This is a genomic window from Lactobacillus gasseri ATCC 33323 = JCM 1131 (assembly GCF_000014425.1).
GTDB lineage: Bacteria > Bacillota > Bacilli > Lactobacillales > Lactobacillaceae > Lactobacillus > Lactobacillus gasseri.
This window is the reverse complement of the sequence record NC_008530.1, coordinates 833,358-858,990: the sequence shown is the minus strand read 5'-3', so window position 1 is coordinate 858,990 and position 25,633 is coordinate 833,358. Positions and strand designations below refer to the sequence as shown.

Below are 25,633 nucleotides of genomic sequence, written 5' to 3'. Positions count from 1 at the left end.
AGTTTTATTAACTTTAAATTTTAATACCAAGCGGGCTTGTCTCCGTCAGTACCTGCTTTATCTAATCCAACATTTGCCTTAACATCCTTGGTTGGATTTTCAATTAAATCAGCAATATAGTCAGCTACACTTAAACGTGATACCTCTGTTCCCTTAAATGGAGTTTTGGCACCAACAGTCTTTTCATAACTAATTTCATCTTTATTAGTTAACCAAGCTGGTCTAATAATTGTGTAATCTAGATCACTTGCCGTAATCTGATCAGCAGCTGCCCGATAAGTCGTTAAATATGAGCCCAAAATATTTTTATTCCATTCTCCAAATTTTCCAGGGACTTCATTATAAATTCCTAAGGACGAAATCCAGATCAAACGTTTAATATTATTTGCGTCCATTGCTTTAACAACAGTTTTTGCTTGCTCTTCAATATTTGCCCCAGCTAAATTTGCATAAACGAGATCAACATCCGTTAAAGCTTCTTTCAGCTCATTAAAATTACTTGCGTCTCCCTTAATTACCTTTTCTCTAGCTTCATTAATTTGCTTTAACTTATTTGGGTGACGTAGATATAAAATCATATCAATGTTGTCTTTCTTTAATAGCATTGGTTCAACTAATTGAGCAATTTGACCAGCAGCACCTAAAATAGCAATTTTTGTCATTTTTTTCCTCACATTATAAAAAGCATAATTTCACTCTAATAAAAACTTCCCAAATTATTATTTAGCTAATGTGCAAATTTGAATAATTTCAGTCATAATTTTCTCCTTACCTAGCTATCTCTTACTTACAATTTAATAGTGATACTTATTATTAATAAGTCAACTGTGTGATGTTGATTTTATTAGCTTTTCTTCAAATTTCGTATAGATTTACTTTTTTAAAGCATTACAATAGATAAAGGAGAACGTTACTAGATAGAGAGGTAAAAACATGACTAATAATAATTCTGTACCTAAGAAACTCTCCTTTATATCAATATATTTCTTAGGTATTAATGCGGTCATTGGATCAGGAACGTTCCTGCTACCTTCTGTAATTTATCGTTACATGAACTTAACAGCAATTCTTGTTCTTCTATGTACTGCTGTCACTGTCAGCATGATTGCTTTGTGCTATGCTGACTTATCGAGCCGTTTTACACAATCAGGAGCAGCATGGCTTTATTCTTATAATGCTTTTGGTCGCTTTGCTGGTTATGAGCTCGGCATTTTCACTTGGTTTTTAGGTTGCACAACTCTTTCAGCTGAAGTAGTAGCTTTGCTTACTGTCCTCAAGAGTTTTCTACCGATTTTTAAAAATAATGCTGTCTATATTGGTAGTATTATTTTCTTAATTTTATTGTTTTCAGTTATTAATTTCTTCGGTAGATCTTGGGTAAAAATTGTCAATAATATTTCAGCAGCCGCAAAGATAATTACTTTAATCGTCTTTATTATCGTCGGAGCTTTCTTTATTAAAAAAGCAAACTTCACTCCCGTAATTCCACATGCGGCACTAACTGGTGTTACACCATTTTTCAAACATTTTGGCGATGCATTTACACCAATCTTTTATTTGTTTACTGGCTTTTCATTTATTCCAATCGCTGCAAAACAAATGAACAATCCTGAAAAGAATATTCCTCGAGTTTTGATTGCCGTAATGACTAGTGTCACAATTCTTGATTGCTTAATGCTTTTAGTAGCAATTGGCTTGAGTGGTCAAAAATTAGGATCCTATTCTAATCCTCTAGCTAGTGCCTTAAAAACTGGCGTTGGTCAATGGGGCTTTGCCTTTATGATCATTGGCATGCTAATTTCAATTTTTGGCGTTGCCTTTAGTGCTTCATTTAATACTCCATCATTAATTGCTTCTCTTGCTAATGAACATGGAATGTTGCCAAAATGGATTGGAAAGAAAAACAAGCATGATGCACCTTGGGTAGGTATTATTTTCACAGCAATTTTATCTGCTGCATTGGCTACTCAAAGCTACCTCTTCCTTGTTTCATGTACAGTTTTAGCATCATTTGTTCAGTATGTGCCATCAATTTTAGCCGTTATCAAGTTTAAACACAGTAATGAATATCCAACTCATGGCTTTTCTCTTCCTGGAAAATATACTGTTCCAATTATTGCTTTAATTATTTCTTGCTACATGGTAACTAATTTTACGCCTAAGACATTGCTTTTAGGCGCGGTAGTTGCTGTACTTGCTGCTGCATGTTATTTCTTTATTGATAAAGATGAAAAACTAGAAAAAGAGCATGACGACTTCTTAGCTAAGCTAAGACATATAAAATAAAAATTTGGATAAATTAAAGAGCTTACGATTTTAAGTCGTAAGCTCTTTTTTTATTCTCTATAATAATTTTAAAGTCTATTCTTTATTTTTTTGCCAAAGATAGCAACTGCACTAATTGCTGCTACTAGTAACCCACCAATTACTACTAACGGGTTAACAGCCTTTCCTTCAGTTTCTGGCAATTGCGTAGCAACTGAAACAGGATTAGAAGTTTTTTTACTATTTTTCTTATTATCTTTAGAATTGTTTACTACGCTGACATTCTTTTCAGTTACCGTAGTAGAACCAAGATCTTTGACTACTACATCTTTATTCGCTTTTTCATCACTACTCTTGTTTGTATTAACTTTAGCAGTAGATTTTTCTACATCTTCTTTTAAACTGCTACTTTGCTTACTTGCATCAGATGAAGATATTGAAGTTGAAGAGCTACTTTTTACATTAGACTTATTTGTTTTAGAATCTTGTGCTGCAGTATCTTTAACAGTTACATAAACTGCAAGTCTTGATCTTGATCCGTCAGGAAAAGTCACATAAACAGTTCCGTAACTAGTTCCTACCTTGTTAATTTCAGGAGTTTGATCCCAATTTGCAACTGTACCTGCTGGAACTGTATTCCAATTAGAAATACCACTTGTTGCATCTGGTAAAACACCTTTGGTAGTGGTCAAAGTTTTGACTGATAAAGGATTAGTATAAGCTTGTAAGTTTTTATGTTGCTCAAGCTGAGTCTGATAAGTCTTGGCTTGCTCAGCACCTGCATTTGCACTATCAGTAGTTGCTGCAAAAGCAGTACCGTTCAAACTTAAAGAAGCAAGCAACGCTGCTGCTCCTAACCCCGTCATTATGTTTCTTTTATTAATTTGTCTCATCATAATTCACGCTCCTCAGCAAGGTAAGCTATACTTTAACTTGCTGTTCTATTTACTTTTATTATACAGTAGTTTTACAAAAATATTACAAATTAATAGATTTTTTACATTCTTTGTAATATTTTAAGAAATCGCTACTTTTACCGCTTTCATTATCTTTATATCATATCTACTTTTAAAACCCAAAAGTTTACGCTTGAAATTACGATGAACTATTTTCTTAGCTAGCTAGATAAGTTAAAGCAACTTGCAATTGAGTAAAGTCACTTAAAGTCTGTGCAATATTTTCTTGAGCTACAATTTGATAAATTTCTGAAGTATCTTCATCAAATTCAAAGCCAGCACCAATCACAATATCAGCAGCTTCTTCAAGTAAATCAAAATTTTCTTGAGCTGGATCTAATTTGAATAATGTTCCGCCATCATCAGTAATTCGATAGCCATCTTTTTCTTTTTCAATCCAGCAGTACACTAAATCACCATAGGCACCAATTAGCGGCGTCACAACTTCAATGTCCTCTCCAGCTTGAATAAATTGAATATTTTGTTTTAACCAGTCAAGTGAAGCTTGCTCAATTAATTTTAATTCAGAATTTTTCATTTTTATCACTCCCCTATTTTCAACAAATTATAACCTAAAATGGTAAAAAAAAAGAAGCCTGATTATAGTGACTCCTTTAGTATCCTATCTGTTAAGCTGAGCAAACTGAACTACTCGATTCAATAATTGAGTAAAGTTATTAACTTCACTTCTCAAATCGCGACTATCGATATAATCACGAGTTAACTCACCACGATCATCAAGCAAAACGCCAAATTCACTAGCCAAACGTGCAACATCAGTCGCAATACTTGAAAAACTCCCAATATTATCATCAATCATTCTAGCGGTGAAAACACGATCATTTAAAGCATAAGTTCCATTAGGATACACAATCAAATTAAAGTGGATCATATCATTTAATCCATCAACAACATTAGTAGAAACCCGGTACTCATTATCGTCGACAGGTTCAATAGAAAATGCAGAACTGATGCCATTATCATCTCTAAAAGATTTTATCATCACATCTTCAAGATCATACATAAGATTGACCTCCAACATCTTTATTTAACAAACTAATTAACTACACTTTCTATTATATCTTTTCTCTCCCCAAATTTGTTCTTTAAGCTTTTAAATTTGAAAAAAATATATTATTTTCATATAAAGTTAAAATCGCTTAATTTTGCTATCTTATATCACTAATTTTGGTTATAATAAAAGGAGTTTTAAGTGGAGGAATTTAATTTGAAAAAGTTAATTGTTGGTGCTTTAAGTTGTGGTCTTTTGTTACTTGCCGGTTGCCGTAATAACTTAGTGGAACCTAAACATAAGTCTTCCGCAGAGGATTATGCAATCATTCAATCTTCTTCTCATAAAAAGTCACATAAGAAAGTGGAACAACCTAAAAAGAAGAACGAAGACAAAAAGAAAAAAGATAAGTCAAAAGATGAAAATAAAAAGATGGATGATCAAATTGACACCCTTGATAAAAATGAAACTAACTCAAGCTCAGAAGCTCAAAGTTCCAGTTCAGCTCTTCCATCTTTAAATAATTCTAAGCGTGAAAGCAGTACTGAAACCAATAGAAGTTTAAAATCGAATTTTGGTACTGCTTTATACACTATTCCTCGTCAAAATTATAGCTACTATACTCCAAAAAGTAACTACTATTACAGTAATAATTGGTCAACTAATAATAATACTGATTCAAGCCATCAAAGTTCAGCTGTAAGTAGCTCAAAATCAGAACCAAGTACATCAACTTCCAGTTCTTCATCTAGTGATACTTCAACTTCAACCGAAGAAAAACAATCAACAACTACTCAAAATAATGATTCTAATTCAAACGAATCAAGTGAAGACGTTCAAAATGATTAATATTAAAAGGCACTCGATTGAGTGTCTTTTTTAGTAGGTTTGATCTATTTTTCCGTCTAATAGATGTTCACTTAAATTTTTATCAAAGAAAACTGGGAGATCATGATCAAAATTATAGGCTAATTTTTTACTTATCAATTCTTCCTTCGTCATCCAGGTCAATTTTCCCTCATCAGAAGCCTTTACTGTTCCAGTAAAGTCAGTAGCTATATAAAAGAAGACTAAATATCGTTCATCATTTTTATCAAAGAATTGTTTTACTCCAACTAAATGCGGATCTTTAATAAAGAGACCTGTTTCTTCTTTGATTTCTCTAACTACGGAATCATGAAAAGACTCATGCGGTTCAACGTGACCACCAGGAAAAGTTAAACCAGGCCAAACAGGATCATTTCGATCAAGAACTAAAATTTTATCTTTTTTCTTAATCATACACATGTTAGTTAAAGTTACGGGCTCAGAACGTTTCATCATTTAGGGTTTCACTTTCTATAATAATTAAATTTTATTTTACTACTATCGATTCATTTTTCTAAATACTTATTTATTAGTATAATTAATATACATAGATTAGAGTTTTAGAAGGAAATTAAAAATGACTTTGCAAATTAATACCCGTGTTGATTCTATCACATGGCCACTAAATCAAAACTTAACTAACCAAGAGATAATTTCTCAATTAGAGTTAACTGTAACTGAAAATGGACAGCTCATTTCAAATGACAATTTAAGTATTAATAAAAAGGCTGTTAACCGTTCAGAAGCAGGCGTTTATCCGATAATCATCACTGCAATCGGTTCTAATAATGAATATGCAACTAAGAAAATTCAAGCCTGGGTCACTGATAAGAATAATGTAAGTAGCAACGATAGACCCCCGGTCCGTCCAACTCCTGCTCCACAATATAAGACACCAGCTCAAACACCTAGTCCAAAAAAGAAAAGTAAGAAAAAAGGTGTCTATATTGTACTTGGCGTTCTTGTATTACTAATTGCAATTATTTTTGGGATTTCTGCTTGCCAAGCACATAATGACACTGTTCAAAATGAGCAAGCTCAAAGTAATGCGCTCAATAATACAAATAGCAAACTAGATAATTTATCTGAGCAAAATAAGCAACTAATGCAACAAAATAAAGAGTTGCAGAATGCTATCAATAATTATAAACAGGATCAAAATAAGGAAGAATTACAGAATCAATTAGATCAAATCAAGAATGAAAATCAGCAATTGAAAAATAATGCAGCTAATAATCAAGCTTTACAAAATCAAATTGATCAATTAGGTTCTACAATTGATCAGATCAAGCAAAATCCAAATCAAGCTGATTCTTTGTTGAATCAAATGAAAAATAATCAAAATGAATTTATGCAAAATTTGAATGCAACTTTCCAAAAGTTAGTTAGCGATTTTCAGCAATTGATTGGTAAATAGATATTTTAAAAAGGATGTTTCTGGTGCATGGAAACATCCTTTTTTTGATGGATCTACGTGGTGTGGAGAATAAACAACAGTACCGTTAATCAATGTTTTTTCACTAGGATCATCTCCACATACGTGGAGAATACTAAACAAATCCCGTCATTACAACAATCTTCAAGTTTAATATTATCATTTTTATTTAGTTTCAGCCAATCAAAAAAGAGTAAGGACTATCTCTCAAAAATAATCCTTACTCTTTTTGATTAAACTAGTTTTTATTCATCCCAAGTTGAATTCTTATCAGCGTCTTCTTGAGCTTCCTTTTCAAGGCGTGCTTCAATTTCTTTAACGCTGTCTTCATACTTGTCTTCTACTTTGATACCAATATCATCTAATTGTTGATCAGCAACCGGTGCTGGAGCATGCATCATTGGTTCTGAAGCAGATGCATTCTTTGGAAAGGCAGTTACGTCACGAATGTTGTCCTTTTGAGCTAACATCATAGCAAATCTGTCTAATCCGATTGCAAGACCAGCATGTGGTGGGAATCCCATATCTAAAGCATCAAGTAAGTACCCAAATTGTTCATAAGCACGCTTCTTAGTAAAGCCAAGTGCCTTAAACATCTTTTCTTGAATTGAACGTTTGTGAATACGGATTGATCCGCCACCCATTTCATCCCCATTCATAACAATATCGTATGAACGTGCATGAGCCTTGTGTGGATCAGTATCAAGCAACTTAATTCCTTCATCATCTGGCATAGTAAATGGGTGGTGAGCAGCAATCCAGCGACCTAGACCTTCATCATATTCAAATAGTGGCCAGTCAACAACCCAAACAAAGTCGTAAACATTTTCTGGAATAATTCCAGTTTCCTTCGCAAATTCACGACGTAAATGGTCTAGAGAATCAGTTACAACCTTCCACTTATCAGCAACAAATACTACTAATTCGCCGCCTTCAAGGTCAAATTCCTTCTTCAAAGCTTCTTTATTTTCATCAGTTAAGAAACGAGAAACAGGTCCTGAGAACTCGCCATCTTCATATTTAACCCATGCCAATCCCTTAGCGTGGTAACGCTTGATGTAATCTTGTTTTTCTTCAATCTTCTTACGTGAATATTGCTTAGCACCATTCTTAACAGCAATTCCCTTTACGTAACCGCCGTCAGCAATTGCACCAGAGAAGACCTTGAAGTCAGAATCCTTAAAGATTGGGCTTAAGTCATGAATAAACATTTCGTAGCGAGTATCTGGCTTATCAGAACCATACTTGTTCATTGCTTCATCCCAAGTAATACGCTTGATTGGCGTCTTCAAGTCAATTCCCATTACATCTTTCATGATCTTCTTCAAAAGACCTTCAGTATAGTCTTGAACTTGTTTTTCATCAGTGAATGATGTTTCCATATCAATTTGCGTAAATTCAGGTTGACGATCACCACGCAAATCTTCGTCACGGAAGCAACGTGCTAATTGGTAATACTTATCAAAACCAGCACCCATTAATAATTGCTTAAATAATTGTGGTGATTGAGGAAGTGCATAAAAGCTACCTGGGTAAATTCTTGATGGAACAAGGTAGTCACGCGCACCTTCTGGAGAAGACTTACCTAAGATTGGAGTTTCAATATCAATAAAGCCATTTTCATCAAAATATTCGTGAGTTGCCTTTAAAATCTTTGAACGAAGCATAATTGCTTTTTGTAAAGTTGGGCGACGTAAATCAAGGTAGCGATACTTCAATCTAGTTTGCTCGGCTGCATTGATATCATCTTTGATTTCAAAAGGTGGTACCTTTGACTTATTTAAAACATCAATTTCAGTTGCGTCAACTTCAACTTCACCAGTCTTCATGTCTGGGTTTACGCTAGAACGCTTAACAACCTTACCCTTAACTTCAATTACGTCTTCATTGTTAAGAGAATCGGCAATATCCATTAATTCTTTACCAGAATCTTTATTAACAACAACTTGAACAATACCTTCACGATCACGGAGGTCGATAAATACCAAGTTACCTAAATTACGTACGCGTTGTACCCAACCATAAAGGTTTACTTCTTGTCCTTCGTATTCGCTAGTTATATTACCAGCATAATCAGTTCTTTTTTCCATCTTCATCATAATTCTTAATCCTCTATCTTTTCCATTACAGATTTCATGTCATTTAGATCTTCTAAACTTAAATCTAAAGTTTTACCATCAGCTAAACGCTTAATGTTAAGCACACCATTTTCAAGCTCTTTAGCACCCAACGTAATTACAAATTTCGCATGCACACGATCTGCTTTTCTAAATTGTTGCTTTAATTTCTTTTGATCAACATCATATTGAGCTTTAAAGTCTTGCTTGCGAAGAGAACGTGCAATTTCAACGGCTTTCATTTCTGTGCCTTCACCAATATTAGTGATAAAGAAATCAATGCCTTCATCTTCAAATAATGCTGGATTTTGTTCCTTAAGAACAAGCATTAATCTTTCTTCACCAATACCAAAACCAACAGCTGGAGTTTCTGGACCATCAAATTCTTCAACTAAGTGATTATAGCGTCCACCACCCAAAATTGTGGTTGCTGATTCCCATAAGTTTTTATCTTCAACCATAAATTCAAAGATTACACCGGTGTAGTAATCAAGACCACGAACTAAATCATCATCTAATACATAATTAATGCCCAATTGTTCAAGCATATCAGTAATAGTTTCAAAATTTTTCTTAGAATCTTCATCTAGGTAATCAACGATTCTTGGAGCATCAGGTAAAAATTGCTTGTCTTCCTCCGCCTTAGAGTCAAGAATCCGAAGTGGATTCATAGACAAACGTCTTTGGGAGTCTTCTGAAAGCTGATCTTTAAGCGGTGTAAAGTAATTTACTAATGCATCGTGATAATCTTTACGCACTTGTGCATTACCTAAAGTATTAATGTGCAATTCATAATTCTTAACGCCTAACTCAGCTAATAAATCGTGTCCCATCATAATCGTCTCAACATCAGCAAGAGGACTATTTGAGCCAAAACTTTCAACACCAATTTGATGAAATTCACGTTGACGACCTGCTTGAGGTCTTTCATATCTAAAAGTGTTGTCAATATAGTAAACATTAAATGGCTTTACTACATCAGGACCATATAATTTATTTTCAACATATGCTCTAACTACACCAGCAGTTCCTTCAGGACGAAGTGCAATGTGACGACCACCTTTGTCGTTAAAGTCATACATTTCCTTTTCTACAACATCTGAACTTTCACCAGATGAACGAGAAAAGACTTCATAATTTTCAAAACTTGGTGTCCGAATTTCACGATAATTTGCACGTTTGAAGAAATTTCTCGCGATTGTTTCAACTTTTTCCCATGAACCAGATTCTGCTGGCAAAATATCGACTGTACCTTTTGGTCTTTGAACTTTCATTTAATCATCCTTTAATATATTAATAAAAAAAGCGCCCTTGAACTTAGTCAAGGGCGCAGTAAACTAGCACGGTACCACCTTTTGCTTGCTGCGATTAACGCTCGCGAAACGAACCATTATCTGTTAAAGGTGTCACAGATCGCAACCTATCCGCTCTCTCACCAAATGAGCGGTCTCTGAAATAGATCATGCTAATCTACATTCTTTGTCATCGATAATTCCTTTTTAGCTTATATTTTTCAGTCGGTAAAGTCAACCTTTGTAAGCCTTTACTTAAAGAATTAAATATCAAGAACAATTGTAAATGGACCATCATTCTCAAGGCTAACCTGCATATCAGCTCCAAATTCACCAGTTTCAACATGAAAGTCTTTATTTTCTAATTCTTGGTTAAAATCTTCCCAAAGTTCTTTTGACTTAGGAGGTCGCATTGCCTCTACAAAACTCGGACGATTACCCTTTTTAGTATTAGCTAGCAAAGTAAATTGACTAACACTTAAAATTTCTCCGTTAACATCTTTTAAAGATAAGTTAGTTTTACCATTTTCATCTTCAAAAATACGCATTTTAGCAATTTTACTAGCTGCCTTTTTGACCTGATCTAGCTCATCGCCTTCACGTAATCCAACTAATAGAAGAAAGCCACGTTTAATTTTACCTACAACTTCATTATCAATGGTAACCTGAGCTTTATTTACTCTTTGAATAACAACACGCATTAATTAATTGACCTCTTTGCTTCATAAACATTTGGCACATCACGCATCCGGCTCAAAATATCTTCCAGGTGTGCTGCATCTCTAACTGACACAGTAGCATAAATATGTGCCATATTATTACTGTCTACTTTTCCAGAAATATTAACAATATTCTTGGTCTTTGAGTTTAAAGCATTGATTACATCACTTAAAAGACGCGAACGATTGAAACCATAGATCTCAATATCTGCATTGTAGTTTTCTTTGTCTTTATCTTTAGCAATGTTCTCCCAAGCTACATCAATTAATCGACCTTGCTTCTTAGCTTCTTCAGTAATGTTAGGACAATCAGCACGGTGAATTGTTACCCCGCGTCCCTTAGTTACGTAGCCAATAATCGGATCTCCTGGGACTGGATTACAGCATTTAGCTAAGTGAAGCATTAAGTCAGAAACACCCTGAACCATTACGCCATTATTATGCTTAACACGCATAATATCAGCTGGCGCATCAGAATTATCATCTTCTTCAGTTGAACTTTGCTGGCCAGCATTCATAATCTTTTCTTCAAGTTGCCGTTGCTTTTCATCTTCAGCCTTCTTGCGCAGGTCTTCAGTTAATCGATTAGCAACAGTAGCTGCGGAAATTTCTCCGTAACCCACGGCTGCAAATAATTCTTCTTCATTATGGTAATTGAAATGATTAATTACCTTCTGAATATGTTCCTTGTCCATAAACTCTTTGGGAGCTAAATCGCGGTTAAGAAGTTCCTGCTCAATAAAATTTTGACCCTTTTCGATATTTTCTTCACGGTCTTCTGCTTTAAAGAAACGCTTGATCTTATTTCTTGCTCTTGAAGTTTTAACCAATTTAACCCAATCACGGGAAGGACGAGCTGAAGTTTGAGTAAGCATTTCAACTACGTCACCATTTTTAAGTTTATAGTCTAGTGGAACAATCTTGCCATTAATTCTAGCACCAACTGAATGCGCACCAACTTCTGAGTGAACCATGTACGCAAAATCTAATGGTACTGAACCTTTTGGAAGTTCATAAACGTCACCTTTAGGAGTAAAGACATAAACACGATCTGAAAAGATATCAGTCTTAACACTCTTCATGAACTCATGCGAGTCTTTAGTTTCATTTTGAAGTTCAAGAATTTCTTGGAACATGTTAAGCTTCTTGTTTGCATCGGTTTGCTCAACTTCGCCCTTAACGCCTTCTTTATATGCCCAGTGTGCAGCAACACCGTATTCAGCAACTTGATGCATTGCTTCAGTTCTAATCTGAATTTCAAGTGGTTTGCCGCCAGGCCCAATAATCGTCGTATGTAAAGATTGGTAACCGTTAACCTTTGGAACAGCAATATAGTCTTTAAAACGACCAGGCATTGGCTTCCACTTGGTATGAACAGCACCTAAAACGGCGTAACAATCACGAACAGACTTCACAATTACACGAACTGCTAATAAATCATAGATTTCGCTAAAGTCTTTGTGCTTATTAACCATCTTCTTATAGATAGAATAAATATGCTTAGGGCGTCCATAAATTTCATATTCAATTCCTAAGCTATCAAGCGTTTGCTTCAAGGTTTTAATTGCATCAGCAATGTATCCTTCCCGCTCACTACGCTTAGACTGCATTAAGTTAACAATTCGGTAGTATTGCTGAGGATTCAAATAGTGCAAACTCATATCTTCGAGTTCCCACTTAATAGTTCCGATACCTAAACGGTCTGCAAGTGGTGCGTAAATGTCTAACGTTTCATCAGCAATCCTTCTCTGCTTGTCAGGACGTAAATGGTCTAAAGTATGCATATTGTGTAAGCGGTCAGCAAGCTTAACCATGATTACACGTAAGTCTTTAGCCATCGCAATTAGCATCTTACGGTGATTATCTGCTAGATATTCTTCGTGGCTCTTCGACTTATATTGAATCTTACTTAACTTTGTTACACCATCAACAATAAAGGCGACATCTTTTCCAAATTTTTCCTTGATATCATCATTAGTTACCGGCGTATCCTCTACAGTATCATGAAGATAACCAGCTGCTACTGTATCAGGATCTAGTCGTAAAGTAGCCAAAGTTCCCGCAACTTGAGTTGGGTGAATTATATATGGTTGTCCAGAAACTCTAAACTGACCTTCATGAGCATTCTTAGCAAATTCATATGCTGATTCAACAAAAGCTAAGTGTTCATCATTCATATATTTCTTGCATTCTGCAAGAACTTCTTCATGAGTCATCTCACGATATTTTGACATAAAGCATCACCTATTCTTTATTTCTTTTCTTTGTAAAAATCATCATGCCAGAGGCCAAACAACTCAAAGCTTAAATATACTAGGCAAAGAAGAAAATTGTATTTAGCAAAATGAATTAAAACAGCAATTGCAAACACTACTGGAAATAAAAGCAACCACCAATAGCTTAATTTTCTAATTTGCATAATCCGGCCAATTTGGTAACTTAAATAACTATTAAAAATAAAGAATACTAATCCAATTCGCCATACACGACTTAAATGAACTAATGGACAAATAATCCAAACAATTACTCCTAATAAAGTTAACCAAACGAGTGGCATAAATGATTTTTCATTTATTTTACTCCACCAAGCCTTAAAATTAAAATTTTTCTTTTCTTCACTATTTTTCTTCATTTTTTGCTTACCTTTTCTTTTAATATATATTTTTAATCTGGTTTTCTAGCAATTAATAGACCAATCCAGCGTCCTTCTTGCATTTTCATTTTAATTTCAAAATTATTTTCTGCAAGAGCTTTTTCAACTTTAGGTAGCTGTAAATAGTCAATTCCAGAGAAAATAACCTTTCCTTCTTTATTTAAGTGACTATCTAAGTCTGGAATTAATTCTAACAAAATATCAGCTAAAATATTGGCTACAATCAAATCATATTTATCATCAATGTCTTTTAGTAAGTTAGCCTTGCGCACATTAATATTATTTACATCATTTAGCGCAATATTTTCTTTTGCAGCTGTAACTGCCTCGTCAGAAATATCAGTTCCTAAAACATGACTTGCCCCTAATTTACTGGCAGCAATAGCTAGAATACCTGATCCAGTCCCAATATCCAAAACTGACATTGGTTTAACTAAAGCACGCTCCATTGCAAGTAAAACAAGTTGAGTTGTAGTATGACCACCGGTTCCGAAAGCTAGACCTGGATCTAGGCGAATCAATTTTTGATCAGAAAATGCTGGGTGGTAATCTTCCCATTCAGGAACAATAGCCAGATGACGAGAAAAATCAATTACGTGATAATATTTCTGCCAAGCTGTATTCCAATCTTCATCTGCCACTTCTTTAGTACTGATTGAAACTTCGCCAGTATTTAAGCCATAACCCTTCATCTCCGCAATCTTATCGGTAATTTTTTTAACTAGCTCTTTTTTATCAGCATTTTCGTAATTAAAATATGCTGTTAACTCCAAATCCTTTGGTAAGTTTTCAATATCATCAAGTTCAACTAAACTACTATCATGCTTTTGGCCTTCAGCAACAAAATCGCTTCGCTTACGACTTTCAATTCCTTGTGCATCTAGTTCATCTTGCATGAAAAAACTTAATCCGTCTTCAAGTTCATGACTACATTCAACTTTTACTGCTAATAATTTCACTAATCTTGTCCCCTTTTGACATGTTAATTTTCCACGTTTATGATATTAAAAGGTGAGAAAAATGTCGAAAAAAAATAAAAAGAAAAAACTTAATAAGACGTTAGTCGAAAAAATGCTCGACCAACAAAAAATTCCATATAAACAACTATCATTTAACACCATTCAAAAGGGTGATGTTAAACAAATGGATACTTCCATTTTAGACGATGAAGAGGCTTTGGTCTACAAAACCTTAGTATGTGAAGGAAATAAAAATAGTCCAGTAGTTGGCGTTGTGCCAGTTACTGAACATTTGAGCATGAAAAAACTCGCTAAAGCTTCTGGCAATAAAAAGTGTGAACTGCTTCCTCTCAAGAAGTTAGTTGCTACAACGGGATATGTTCATGGCGCAAACACACCAATTGGTATTTATCAAAAACATCATTTTCCAATTTATCTCGACAGCGGTATGAAAGAACATGATCAAATTGCTGTTTCAAGCGGTGAAGTTGGACGCAGTATTATGATTAATCCAGAAGATCTACAAAAAATCACTGAAGCCACTTTTGTTGATTTATTAGAGTAATAAAAAACTTCCTTAGACTAGAATTTCTAGTTTTAGGAAGTTTTTTGTATTATTTTTTAGCTATTTTAACTAATTTAAACACGCCGTAAATCAACATCATTACCCAGCCAAGAATTGAAATGTATAGTAAAATCGTAAACCATGCTGGCGTCTTAAATGAAAGAATTGCCGTATTTTTACCGCGTTTTGATTGAACAATTGGCATTCCAATTTCATTAAGTTTTGGATTTATCTTTTTGCCATTTACTGTTAATTCAGATTGATGGTAAATAAAAACTGGAAGTGTAGTTGTCTTAGCATTTTTCCCATTCCACTTAATTTCTAAGCGTCCCCCTGATAAAACTTTCTTACTAAAGTTTTTCCTTTGTGGCGCCATGTTCATTAACATTCCTGTAACATCAGCAGATTTAATTTTCTTCTGGACAGGGAGATAATCGGGAGTATTAATGTCAATTTTATTAATATATGCCTCTAAGCCTTTCTCTTGCATCTCTCTTGAATTACTAATAATTCCTTTATTATAAGAAATATTATTATTAATTTCATTGAAATCAGCTCTGACATTAAATAAAACTATTACTACAGCTAATGCACTAGCTAACAAGCTGAGCTTTTTACCATGTTCTGTAACTAGTTCTGTAATTGTTAAACCTACCCCAAGGAATAATAATGGATAAGCTACAACAGTAAATCGATTTGGAAATTGTAAATAGCCAGTTACGGCTGGGAAGTTGTCTTTAACAAACTGCCAAGGGAATAAATTAGAACTTAAATAAAAGAATACTAATCCTTCAAGAGTAACAAAAGTGTTGATTTTTGAAGACTTAAAATTAAATGCTACATAAATTATTTGTACAATAAATAGCAATAAAGTGACTTCTGTAATTGACGTCCACATAGTACTTGTACCAGCAAGTGACAGGTTGACAGAAGTAAGAACTGGTGAAAAATCAATCGGAGATGCCATTTGATTTGTCGGATAAAGAAGCAAGAACGCTCCCCACACATTTGCTGTTAAAACAACAAATAATCCAACTGCCTTGAAGACATCAAGCCACATTTGACGTCTATTTTCACTTAAGACTAATCCATAAATAAAGAATGGAATTAAAGCTAAGATAGAAAAGAATGTGCTCAATAAGTGAACTTGAGCCACAATCGCCATCACGACGCCTAAACTAATCCAGCTAAATCTCTTCTTATAATTATTTAGAAGATTAATTCCTTGAATTAAAACAAAGGGAATTAAAACCGCGCCCCAAGAATTAAAAGCATTCGACCGTAACCAGTAAGCAATATAACCTGTCGTCAAAAATAAGGCAGTAATTACTGAAGAAACAGTCCTTGTCATCTTTACTTTTCGGCTTAAATGATACATTCCCAGACCACCAACTAGGAAAATCAAATAAGTTATCACAACTTGAAAGCGAAGCCAAGAACTACAAAACAGAAGTAAGAATCCCATTATATAGGCAAAAAAAGGTCCATAAAGTGCATTAACTATTCGACCACTTTCACCCATTCCATAGTTCATCTGAAAGTAAGAAAAATTATGGTTTTGAATTTGCTGATTAGTATCATAAAAACGATGAAAATGAAAAGCAGTATCATCTAAAGTAAGACCTGATCGAGTACTCAATATCGTCCAAATTAAGATAGTTGCAATTACTAAACTTAAAATTATCGGAATAAGATAATCTATTAATTTACTCTTATACTTTTCTATATTACTATTTTTCATTTTTAACCTCAGATAAATATTGACTTAACTTTTTAATTGTATCATTCAAGCAGTAAAAATTTATACTTATTTAAAAATTTATTTACCTGATGGCATATTCACCAAACTTCTTCCCTTACTATATGCATGCTTGATATCATTTAGAGTCAAATCTTTTCCCTTTTGATCATAAACAACTAAGACTTCCCTTACTCCGTCCGCAAATTTACTCAAGAATCTGAAAATAGTAATTTCTGCAAAGAACAACACTAACAGTAAAAATACTGCAGTTGCCGAGATACGTGAAAGAGCAAATAAGTTATGGAAGAAAATAACTGCTAAAACCAGAGCCAAGAATGAACCACCTAATACTGTCCATCTAAACTTATTCAATGGTCTTGAAATATGGTATAGAACCATCATCCCTACTGCAACTAAAAGCATCGTGGCAGTTGTAGCGACTTCTTGTCGCCCTAGAGCTAAAACCATATCAGCAACTACCAAGATCGACACAGCAAGCATGTCTGTAATTCCACCTGGAATTGCGCGAGATAAAACATTTGGAATAAATTTTCCGCGAATACGGTTGTAATTATTTTCAAGAGCAAGTAAAAATGATGGTAGTCCAATCGTAAATGCCGAGATTAAGGCAATCTGTGCCGGCCTTAATGGATATGACATTGCAAAAACCAAAGAGAAAATAGCCATCAGGAACGAGAAAATATTTTTAACCAAGAATAAGCTAGCTGATCTTTCAATATTGTTAACTACTTTTCTACCTTCATCAACAACTTTTGGCATTCTAGCAAAATCAGAATCAAGTAAAACTACTTGAGAAGCTTGCACAGCTGCGCTATTTCCTGATGCCATGGCAATTGAACAATCTGCACTCTTCATGGCTAAAATATCGTTAACACCATCTCCAGTCATGGCAACTGTATTACCATTCTTTTGAAGTGCCTTAATCAACTTTTTCTTTTGATCAGGCTTAACTCGGCCAAAAACATTGTACTTTTTGACAACTTCTTCATAGTCACCTTCACCAATTTCAGTAGCATCAATTAGTTTATCAGCATCCTTAATTCCAGCTTGCTTAGCTACTCTAGCTACTGTTAGCGGATTATCCCCTGAAATAACCTTGACATCGACCCCTTGCCGTTCAAAGTACTTAAAGGTGCTCTTAGCTTCTTTTCGAATTGGATTAGAAATTAAAATATAGCCGAGTAATTCAACTGCTTTAGAGAGATTTTGCTTTTCATCTTCCAAGGCTTCTGGATATTGAGCAAAAGCCAAAACCCGATAGCCTTGACTAGTATATTGGTTGATTTCTTTTTCATAATCTTTAAATTGATCACGTAATACAAACTCCGGTGCACCCATAAGTAACGTACTTTCACCAACAACGGCTCCACTATACTTATTTACTGATGTGAAAGGAATGATCTTTTTTACTTTGATATCAGACTTTTGATTAAAAACGTCTGCTACTGCCTTAATTGTGGCATTATCATGGGGCATATTTTGGGCAAAAATAGAAATATTTTTTGCTAAATTATCTGTACTTGTGTTAACCGGGATAATTTTTTCAACTTCCATTTTTGGTTCAGTAATTGTCCCCGTCTTGTCAACGCATAAAACATTAACTCTAGCTAATGTTTCAACGCTCTTCATATCATGCAGCATTACTTGGGACCGCGCTAAGCGCATTGCAGCTAAGGCTAAAGCAATCGTTGTTAACAAATACAATCCCTCTGGAATCATCCCAATTACCGCTGCTTCCATCGATACCACGCTATCAGCTAAATTCAAGTGATTCACATAGCGAGCAACAATGAAAAGTGCTATTCCACATGGAATAATAATAATTCCAACCCACTTAATTAATCGATTGATCGAACGGACCATCTCTGATCCTTCTTTTGAATTCATTGACTTAGCTTCTAAAGTTAACTTAGAAACATAAGAATTCTTCCCAACTTTTTCAAGTCGTGCGTATGCTTTCCCAGACACTACAAAGCTTCCAGACATTAATTCGCTACCAACGTCTTTTTCTATTTCATCTGCTTCACCGGTTAACAAGGCCTCATTTACACGTAAGGTTCCCGAAATAACCTGTCCGTCGGCCGGAATCTGATCACCAGTCTGAAGGACAATTACATCTCCTAAGACTAGGTTTTCAATAGGAATAACTTCTTCTTTTCCATCGCGAATTACAGCAATTTTAGTTGTATTCATTACGTTTAACTTATCTAAAACTCTTTTTGCGCGTAATTCTTGAACAATCCCAATGATCATATTCGCAATAATTACTGGTAAGAAAGTTAAATCCTTATACTCACCAACAATTACTAATAAGATGGATAGTACTAGAAAAATTAAGTTGAAATATGTAAAAGTGTTTTCTTTGATAATTTGCCATGTCGTCTTAGCCTGATCATTAACAGCACGGTTTACTTTTCCTTCTTTAGTTCTTTGATCAACTTCTGCACTTGTTAACCCAATTGGTTGTTTAAAATTATTTTTCATTTATTTCCCTAAAACTAATCTACACGAAGTGTATCGTCTTTTTCTATTGTTACTTCACCAACTACATCAGTATTAAAAAATTCAGCAATTTGATGAACGTCCCATCCTTGACCTAAGCCCCACATTAACTTAGTAATGGCACTTTCAGATGTCATATCACGCGCACTAATTGCGCCTTCAAGAAGAGCTTCTCTACCTACTTCATACTTAGTAAGGTCACTGCGTTCATATAAGCATTGGCTACTTGCAATTACTGGTATTCCCTGGCGAATTAATTCACCAACTGCTCCTACCATATTTCGTCTAATATAATTCATTCCACCTAAGCCATACGCCTCAATAACAATTCCCTTACATCCACTTTTAACCATTGCAAATAGTAACTTGGGATCAAAACCAGGAAATAATTTTACTAGTGAAACATGGGGATTAATTTCCGTATTTAAAGTACATTCTCTAGTATTTTTTGACAAATTCTGCTCAGAAAAAACAAGACCATCGGATGTAACTTTAGCAACAGGCGGTACATTCACGCTTTCAAAAGCATCAAAGTTTATCGTCCTAACCTTTACACTGCGGCATCCCAACATTACTTTTCGATCAAAAGCCAAATAAATATTTGGACAACAAGTAGCTGCTGCTGCAAAGGCTAGTCTTAAATTATCTGGCGCATCACTTAAAACCACGTTAATCGGAACCTGACTTCCAGTTAGAACAACTGGGATATTAATATTTTGTAGCATGAAAGCGAGCATCGATGCTGTATATGCCATCGTATCTGTACCGTGAGAAACTACAATACCATCATATTTATTTCTGTTTTCAAAAATTTTTTCTGCAATTAACTTCCATTCTTCAGGCTGAATATTAGAAGAATCAAGTTGCAAGATATCTTCAACCGTAATATCATATGGCAGCTCACCCAACATATTGATCAATTGTTCTCCAGATTCCTTAGGCACTAAGCCTGCATCTGACACAACAGAAGCAATTGTTCCCCCAGTAGAAAGCAATAAAATTTTCTTTTGCATAATCGTCACTCATTCTTTATTTACTATCCTATTGTTCTATTAATTATACGAAAAAAGTTGCCATAGTTTAAATTCTATGACAACTTTTTTGTGAAAAATTATCCTGCATGACGCCAATCTTTGTCCATTAAAATTCTAGCTGCAATCAGTCCTAATGGTAAGCAAATGACAATCATTAAGGCCTGCACCATCCATAAGGCACCAGCATTCAATGACGTTAATCCCAAATTAAACATTGCACGATACATATACAAACCTGGAACCATGATCACAATTGAAGGCACAGTAATTGCAATTCTTGGAAAACCAATTTTACGTCTAATAATTGATGCAAGCATCCCTGCTACGAAAGCCCCAATAAAAGCAGCAACTGCTGGCGGTACGTTTGACCAATTAACTAAGCTTAAACGCAAGGTATTAGCAACAGCTCCCGAAAGGCCAGCTACAGTTGCCATTGAGACCTTAGAATTGAACATAATTGAGAAACCAAAGACCCCGCAAAAACTAGCTATTAATCTTAAAAGCGTCAAAACTACCGGCGTTAAATTCAACTTTTCAAAATTCTGTGGGTGCAAATTTAAAACTAAAGCCATTACCCAACCAACCGCTGTAGCAACAACAATAATCATAATAGCATAAGCCATCCGCTCTAAACCCGACCGCATATCTAACTTAGAAAGGTCAAGTCCTGATGTAATAAATGGAAATCCTGGAATTACAAATAGCATTGCGCCAATATATCCATCTAAATGATGTAAACTTACTGGATAAAATAATCTGATTAAATAGAAACTTCCCACATAAACTGCGCAAGCAACCGCTACAGCTACAGTAATATTCGCCAAAATAGTGAGATGACGGTCTGCCATTTTACGGCGTACATAATTTCCGCAGCTAGCTCCAAAAAAGGCACAAATAACTTCAAAAATTCCACCACCGAGTAAGAAGATAAATCCTCCACAGGCTAAACCAGCTGCTAATCCAACTTGCCAAGGTGAATACCTTGACTTCATAGTTGAAATTTCTTCTAAACGATTATGAATTTGACCAATAGTCCAGTTTCCATCATCTTCTTTAAACTGATTAACAAAATTTTCCATTCGGTCCAGTTTTGTTGTATTAACGCCAGTTGTTGGTAAACTCAAGGCCTGAGTATAGCTCTTACCATCGGCGTCAACACAAGTATACTCAATTGATACTAAGCCAATATCAGTACTACAAGTCATATCTAAACAGCGAGCAATTGTATTCATTGCCGATCTTACTCGCCAAGCTCCTGTTCCATATGACAAAAGCATCATTCCAATATGACCTACAATCACAGAACGTTCAGCCAAAGTAGCATTTTTAGCTGGTGTAATATTATCACTCGTAAAAAATTCTTGCCAACGAATTCGCATATGATGGTGATGCGACAAAGTATGCTGATGGTGTAATTGATTTACACGCTCAATTTTGTTTTCCTTGTTTTTCACTTTTCATAGTCCCCAAACTTTGATTAAATATCATACCTTTAAAATTTTATCACAGAAAAAAGGCCTTGCACTCTTAATTTAAGTAAGTGCAAGACCTTTTTCTATTTATAAACTATTGTTTATAGATTGATTCCATCAACAACCTCTTTCATCTTTGTTGCTGAATAAGTCATTTTCTTCTTTTCATCTTCAGATAAATGAAGTTCAATTACATCACTAATTCCGTTAGCTGTAACAACTGCTGGACTTCCAAGATAAAGATCATGAATACCATATTCGCCAGTCATTGGAGCTGATAATGGCATAACGCGCGCAGTATTTTCTAAAATTGCTTTACAAATTTGAGTTAAGCACATTGCAACACCATAGAAAGTTGCACCCTTGTTAGCAATAATCTTGCCACCCTTTTTGCGTACATCAGTTTCTAATTCAGCTAAAGTTTGTTCATCTAATTCTTTATAAGAACGAAGTGGTTTATGGTCGATGATGGCTTCATCGAAGTTTTCAAAGGAAGTATCACCATGTTCACCTAAAACATAAGCATCAATGTGATCAACATTCACACCCGTCTTGTGTGATAATGCTACACGCAAACGTGCTGTATCAAGGGATGTTCCTGTTCCAATAACCTTATTCTTAGGAAACCCAGATAATTTTTGCGTTAAAGTAGTTAAAATATCTACTGGGTTTGCAGAAACCACGAAAATACCATTAAAGCCAGAATCAACAATCGGCTTTACAATTGATTCTAAAATTTTAACATTAGTATTTACTAAGTCTAATCTGGTCATCCCCGGCTTTCTTGCAGCACCAGCAGTAATTACGGCAATATCTGCATCTTTAGCATCACTGTAATCTCCACTCTTTACTGTACATTGACCAACAAATGGAGCTAGGTCCTCTAAGTCTAAGGCATCTCCTTCAGTAATTTTCTTAACTACATCGCAAATTACCAATTCATCAATTTTTACATTTTGCAATAAATCATTTGCAAAAGTTGAGCCAACTCGACCGTCACCAACTAAAAATACTTTTCTACGACTCATTTTTATATATAACTCCTTTGAATGAAAACTTAAATTTTACACTTTAAGTATACACAAATAAGCTATCTATTGAAAGCGCTTTATTTGATTAACTCTGCCATAGCTTTCCCTGCTTCACGACCAAAGATAATTGTTTCGGCAATTGAATTACCACCAATTCGATTATTTCCGTGCAAGCCACCACTAACTTCACCAGCGGCATATAATCCAGCAATAAAATTACCATTAGTATCATATACTCTAGTATCAGGTGCAATATGAATTCCACCCATTGTATAGTGAATAGCAGGTGCAATATGAATAGCATAGTATGGAGCATGATCTAAACTAGCCATACCAGTCGTACGTCCAAATTCTTCATCACTATTCTTTTCAACTGCTTCATTCCAATTTTGAAGGGTTGCTGTAAGATTTGCAGCTGGAACTTTAATATTTTCAGCTAATTCTTCAATTGTATTTCCATGAACAACTAAATTAATTGAGTCATAGAATTCGATCGCCTTAACTCTGTCTCTAACTCCTTGATCAAAAATTAAATATGCAGAATGCTCAGGAGTTTCAGTAATCGCATTAGAGACAATCTTACGAGTACTTAATTCATTAATAAATCTTTTACCCTGGTGATCAACTAAAATTGCTCCTTCACCACGCACTGCTTCGCCAATTAAATACGCGTGATCTGTATCTTGCTGCACAGTTGGATGAACTTGAACTAACTCCAATTGTTCTAATTGTGCCCCAACTTTATCAGCTAATTTTAAACCGTCTCCAGTAGCACCTGCTTGATTAGTTGTTTTGTAATCACGTAAATCGGGACGATATTTAGCAATTAAATCTTTAGCAGCACCGAAACCGCCAGTAGCAAGCAAAACCGCTTTAGCTCTTATTCGACGTTCATTATTAACTTCTACACCAGTAATTTTCTTATTTTTATCTTGCAATAAGTTAGTAACCTTTGAATCGATAAAAATTGGAATGTGACGTTCATCTGCCAGCTTAAGTAAATTATTAACTAAAAAGGCACCGATTGGAGCCATTGAAGACGGACGATGCGTCCTCTTTTTAGACATACCACCTGTAATAGTTAAATCATCTACCTTAATGCCTAAATCTTCAAGCCAAGCAATAGCTAAAGGTGCATGCTCAACAAAATAATGGAGCATTTCACGGTCATTCATATAACCGCCACTTTTTAGCGTTTCATCATAAAACTTTTGCATACTATCGTTTACTCCCAGACGAGCTTGAACGATACTTTCAGCTGCATTCATCCCTGAACTAGCTCTCATAGTATTTCCACCTAAAAAGCTATTTTTTTCTAAAATAGCAACATTTAGACCATATTGATGTGCTTGGATTGCAGCTGCTAAACCAGTACCGCCACTACCGACGATAATTGCGTCATATTCTTCCTTTAAATTATCTACTGTTTGTGTTGGAAATTTATATGCCATACTTTCCCCCTTCTTTTAATCATCAATTGGTTTAGTATTCATTGCATTTGTCATCGTGATTGGCTTCATCCATTTATCGTATTGTTCTTTAGTTACTAGACCACTCTTTAAAGCTGCTGTCCGTAAAGTTGTATTTTCTTTAGCCGCAGTTTGTGCAATTGTAGCTGCTTCGTGATAACCAATATGAGGTGAAAGTGCAGTAACGGTCATTAAGGAATCCGTGACATCTTTTGCCATTCTTTCCTTGTTTACAGTCATACCATGAATCATCTTATTAGCAAAGCTTGAAATAGTTCCTGATAAAACATTTGCTGACTCTAAGAATGCTGCAATCATAACAAGTTTGAAGACATTCATTTCAAAGTTTCCTTGAGAAGCTGCCATTGTAATTGTTGTGTCGTTTCCAAATACTCTCAAGCAGGCCATAGTAACTGCTTCTGCTTGAGTAGGATTAACTTTACCCGGCATAATTGAAGAACCTGGTTCATTTGCTGGTAAATTTAATTCTCCTAAACCAGCTCTGGGACCGGAACCTAAGAAACGAATATCTTGAGCAATTTTAAACATATCAGCAGCTAAGGCTTTTAGAGCACCATGAACAACATTTAAGCCTGAGTGATTTGCTAAACCGAAGAATTTATTAGTTTTTACATCAAATTGGTGACCATACTTTCTTGATAAACGCTCAGAAATATCTTCAGCCATACCTGGAGCTGCGTTAAGTCCAGTACCAACAGCAGTTCCTCCAATTGGCAATTCATATAAAGTTTCTTCCAGTTCATTAATATAAGCCAAATCATGATTAAGCGCAGCAACATAGCCGGATAGTTCTTGACCAAAAGTTAATGGAACAGCATCTTGTAAGTGTGTTCTACCTACTTTAACTGTAGTCCAGTATTCATCTTGCTTAGCCTTCAATTCTTTAATTAGGTGTTTGACAGATGGCTTTAAATCATCCAGAGCTTGCGTAGCAACTAAATTCATTGCAGTCGGAAAAGTATCGTTTGAAGATTGTCCCATATTCACGTCATCATTAGGTAAAATATTTAAGCCAGGATGATTTTGATTAGCTAAATTGGCTACAACTTCATTAACGTTCATATTGGTCTGAGTACCAGATCCAGTTTGATAAACATGAAGTGGAAAGTATGGTTGCAACTCTTCATTATTTAAATCAAGTAATTGATGAATTGCTTCAATAATTGCGCGTCCCTTTTCTTCCGTTTCAGTACCAGCTTCAATATTAGCTTGAGCCGCAGCTAGTTTTATTTGAAGAAGTGCCCGAATAATACCAATTGGCATTAATGCTCCAGTGTGGAAATTATCTTTACTTCTTTGAGTTTGTGGACCCCATAATGCTTTTTCTGGAATCTCCACTGGACCTAATGTATCACTTTCAACACGATAACCTTTTTTTACCATATTTTTTGTCCTCCGTTTTCATTATCTTCATTATAAGCTACATTTAAATGAAAGGGCATACAAAAAGCGGAGAATATAATTCTTCGCTAATATAATTGTATTAAATTATACTAAAAATA

The 25,633-nt window shown here is 34.9% G+C and carries 22 protein-coding genes; 4 read left to right on the top strand and 18 right to left on the bottom strand.

Annotated elements, in window-relative coordinates:
* Positions 1-20: 20 nt before the first annotated feature.
* Positions 21-662 carry an NAD(P)H-binding protein gene (locus LGAS_RS04270; RefSeq protein ID WP_003647429.1) on the bottom strand — a complete coding sequence of 214 codons (642 nt, stop codon included), beginning with the start codon at positions 660-662 and terminating at the stop codon, positions 21-23.
* A 271-nt stretch (positions 663-933) separates the two neighbouring features.
* Between LGAS_RS04270 and LGAS_RS04265 the strand changes: the two genes are divergently transcribed.
* Complete coding sequence (locus tag LGAS_RS04265) at positions 934-2,286, top strand: APC family permease (RefSeq protein WP_003647430.1); 1,353 nt, start codon at positions 934-936, stop codon at positions 2,284-2,286.
* A 68-nt stretch (positions 2,287-2,354) separates the two neighbouring features.
* On the opposite strand, the gene LGAS_RS04260 is transcribed toward LGAS_RS04265, so the two are convergent.
* The 3 genes from LGAS_RS04260 to LGAS_RS04250 form a co-directional block, all read right to left on the bottom strand.
* A complete protein-coding gene (locus tag LGAS_RS04260; protein WP_003647431.1) occupies positions 2,355-3,161 on the bottom strand; it encodes a Rib/alpha-like domain-containing protein in 807 nt (268 codons plus the stop codon).
* Between the two features lie 217 nt (positions 3,162-3,378).
* Positions 3,379-3,759 carry a DUF1828 domain-containing protein gene (locus LGAS_RS04255; protein ID WP_025012236.1) on the bottom strand — a complete coding sequence of 127 codons (381 nt, stop codon included), beginning with the start codon at positions 3,757-3,759 and terminating at the stop codon, positions 3,379-3,381.
* Between the two features lie 84 nt (positions 3,760-3,843).
* Positions 3,844-4,245, bottom strand: a complete 402-nt coding sequence (locus tag LGAS_RS04250; RefSeq protein ID WP_003655033.1) for a hypothetical protein — start codon at positions 4,243-4,245, stop codon at positions 3,844-3,846.
* A gap of 189 nt (positions 4,246-4,434) precedes the next feature.
* On the opposite strand from LGAS_RS04250, the gene LGAS_RS04245 reads away from it, so the two are divergent.
* Positions 4,435-5,082 carry a hypothetical protein gene (locus LGAS_RS04245; protein WP_003647434.1) on the top strand — a complete coding sequence of 216 codons (648 nt, stop codon included), beginning with the start codon at positions 4,435-4,437 and terminating at the stop codon, positions 5,080-5,082.
* Between the two features lie 30 nt (positions 5,083-5,112).
* Here LGAS_RS04245 and LGAS_RS04240 read toward each other — a convergent pair whose 3' ends face one another.
* A complete protein-coding gene (locus LGAS_RS04240) occupies positions 5,113-5,553 on the bottom strand; it encodes an 8-oxo-dGTP diphosphatase (RefSeq protein WP_003647435.1) in 441 nt (146 codons plus the stop codon).
* 124 nt (positions 5,554-5,677) lie between these two features.
* On the opposite strand from LGAS_RS04240, the gene LGAS_RS04235 reads away from it, so the two are divergent.
* Positions 5,678-6,517, top strand: a complete 840-nt coding sequence (locus LGAS_RS04235) for a hypothetical protein (RefSeq protein WP_003647436.1) — start codon at positions 5,678-5,680, stop codon at positions 6,515-6,517.
* A gap of 263 nt (positions 6,518-6,780) precedes the next feature.
* Here LGAS_RS04235 and aspS read toward each other — a convergent pair whose 3' ends face one another.
* From aspS to prmA, 6 genes are all read right to left on the bottom strand, one after another.
* On the bottom strand, positions 6,781-8,634 hold the full coding sequence (gene aspS / locus LGAS_RS04230) for an aspartate--tRNA ligase (RefSeq protein ID WP_003656307.1): 1,854 nt from the start codon (positions 8,632-8,634) through the stop codon (positions 6,781-6,783).
* 5 nt (positions 8,635-8,639) lie between these two features.
* The gene (gene hisS, locus LGAS_RS04225; protein WP_003647438.1) at positions 8,640-9,926 is read right to left on the bottom strand and encodes a histidine--tRNA ligase; all 1,287 of its coding nucleotides are present in this window, start codon (positions 9,924-9,926) and stop codon (positions 8,640-8,642) included.
* Positions 9,927-10,207: 281 nt separating this feature from the next.
* The gene (gene dtd / locus LGAS_RS04220; protein WP_003647439.1) at positions 10,208-10,645 is read right to left on the bottom strand and encodes a D-aminoacyl-tRNA deacylase; all 438 of its coding nucleotides are present in this window, start codon (positions 10,643-10,645) and stop codon (positions 10,208-10,210) included.
* Positions 10,645-12,897 (bottom strand): RelA/SpoT family protein, encoded by a 2,253-nt coding sequence (locus tag LGAS_RS04215; protein WP_003647440.1) that lies wholly within the window; start codon positions 12,895-12,897, stop codon positions 10,645-10,647. Before LGAS_RS04215 ends, dtd begins: the two co-directional genes overlap by 1 nt.
* A 17-nt stretch (positions 12,898-12,914) precedes the next feature.
* Positions 12,915-13,295, bottom strand: a complete 381-nt coding sequence (locus LGAS_RS04210; RefSeq protein WP_003648989.1) for a hypothetical protein — start codon at positions 13,293-13,295, stop codon at positions 12,915-12,917.
* Positions 13,296-13,327: 32 nt separating this feature from the next.
* Positions 13,328-14,275 carry a 50S ribosomal protein L11 methyltransferase gene (gene prmA, locus LGAS_RS04205; protein WP_003647441.1) on the bottom strand — a complete coding sequence of 316 codons (948 nt, stop codon included), beginning with the start codon at positions 14,273-14,275 and terminating at the stop codon, positions 13,328-13,330.
* Between the two features lie 61 nt (positions 14,276-14,336).
* Between prmA and ybaK the strand changes: the two genes are divergently transcribed.
* Positions 14,337-14,840 (top strand): Cys-tRNA(Pro) deacylase, encoded by a 504-nt coding sequence (gene ybaK / locus LGAS_RS04200; protein ID WP_003647442.1) that lies wholly within the window; start codon positions 14,337-14,339, stop codon positions 14,838-14,840.
* 49 nt (positions 14,841-14,889) lie between these two features.
* Here ybaK and LGAS_RS04195 read toward each other — a convergent pair whose 3' ends face one another.
* The 7 genes from LGAS_RS04195 to LGAS_RS04165 all read right to left on the bottom strand — a co-directional run bounded on the left by LGAS_RS04195 (position 14,890) and on the right by LGAS_RS04165 (position 25,514).
* On the bottom strand, positions 14,890-16,581 hold the full coding sequence (locus tag LGAS_RS04195) for a hypothetical protein (protein ID WP_003647443.1): 1,692 nt from the start codon (positions 16,579-16,581) through the stop codon (positions 14,890-14,892).
* 78 nt (positions 16,582-16,659) lie between these two features.
* Entirely contained in the window at positions 16,660-19,086 is a 2,427-nt protein-coding gene (locus LGAS_RS04190) for a cation-translocating P-type ATPase (RefSeq protein ID WP_003647444.1), read from the bottom strand.
* 14 nt (positions 19,087-19,100) lie between these two features.
* A complete protein-coding gene (locus LGAS_RS04185; protein ID WP_003647445.1) occupies positions 19,101-20,117 on the bottom strand; it encodes an asparaginase in 1,017 nt (338 codons plus the stop codon).
* A 98-nt stretch (positions 20,118-20,215) separates the two neighbouring features.
* Positions 20,216-21,592 carry a threonine/serine exporter family protein gene (locus LGAS_RS04180; RefSeq protein ID WP_003647446.1) on the bottom strand — a complete coding sequence of 459 codons (1,377 nt, stop codon included), beginning with the start codon at positions 21,590-21,592 and terminating at the stop codon, positions 20,216-20,218.
* 119 nt (positions 21,593-21,711) lie between these two features.
* Positions 21,712-22,638 (bottom strand): L-lactate dehydrogenase, encoded by a 927-nt coding sequence (locus LGAS_RS04175; protein WP_003647447.1) that lies wholly within the window; start codon positions 22,636-22,638, stop codon positions 21,712-21,714.
* 80 nt (positions 22,639-22,718) lie between these two features.
* Positions 22,719-24,092, bottom strand: a complete 1,374-nt coding sequence (locus LGAS_RS04170; protein ID WP_003647448.1) for a flavocytochrome c — start codon at positions 24,090-24,092, stop codon at positions 22,719-22,721.
* Positions 24,093-24,107: 15 nt separating this feature from the next.
* On the bottom strand, positions 24,108-25,514 hold the full coding sequence (locus LGAS_RS04165; protein ID WP_011678880.1) for a class II fumarate hydratase: 1,407 nt from the start codon (positions 25,512-25,514) through the stop codon (positions 24,108-24,110).
* Between the last annotated feature and the right edge of the window lie 119 nt (positions 25,515-25,633).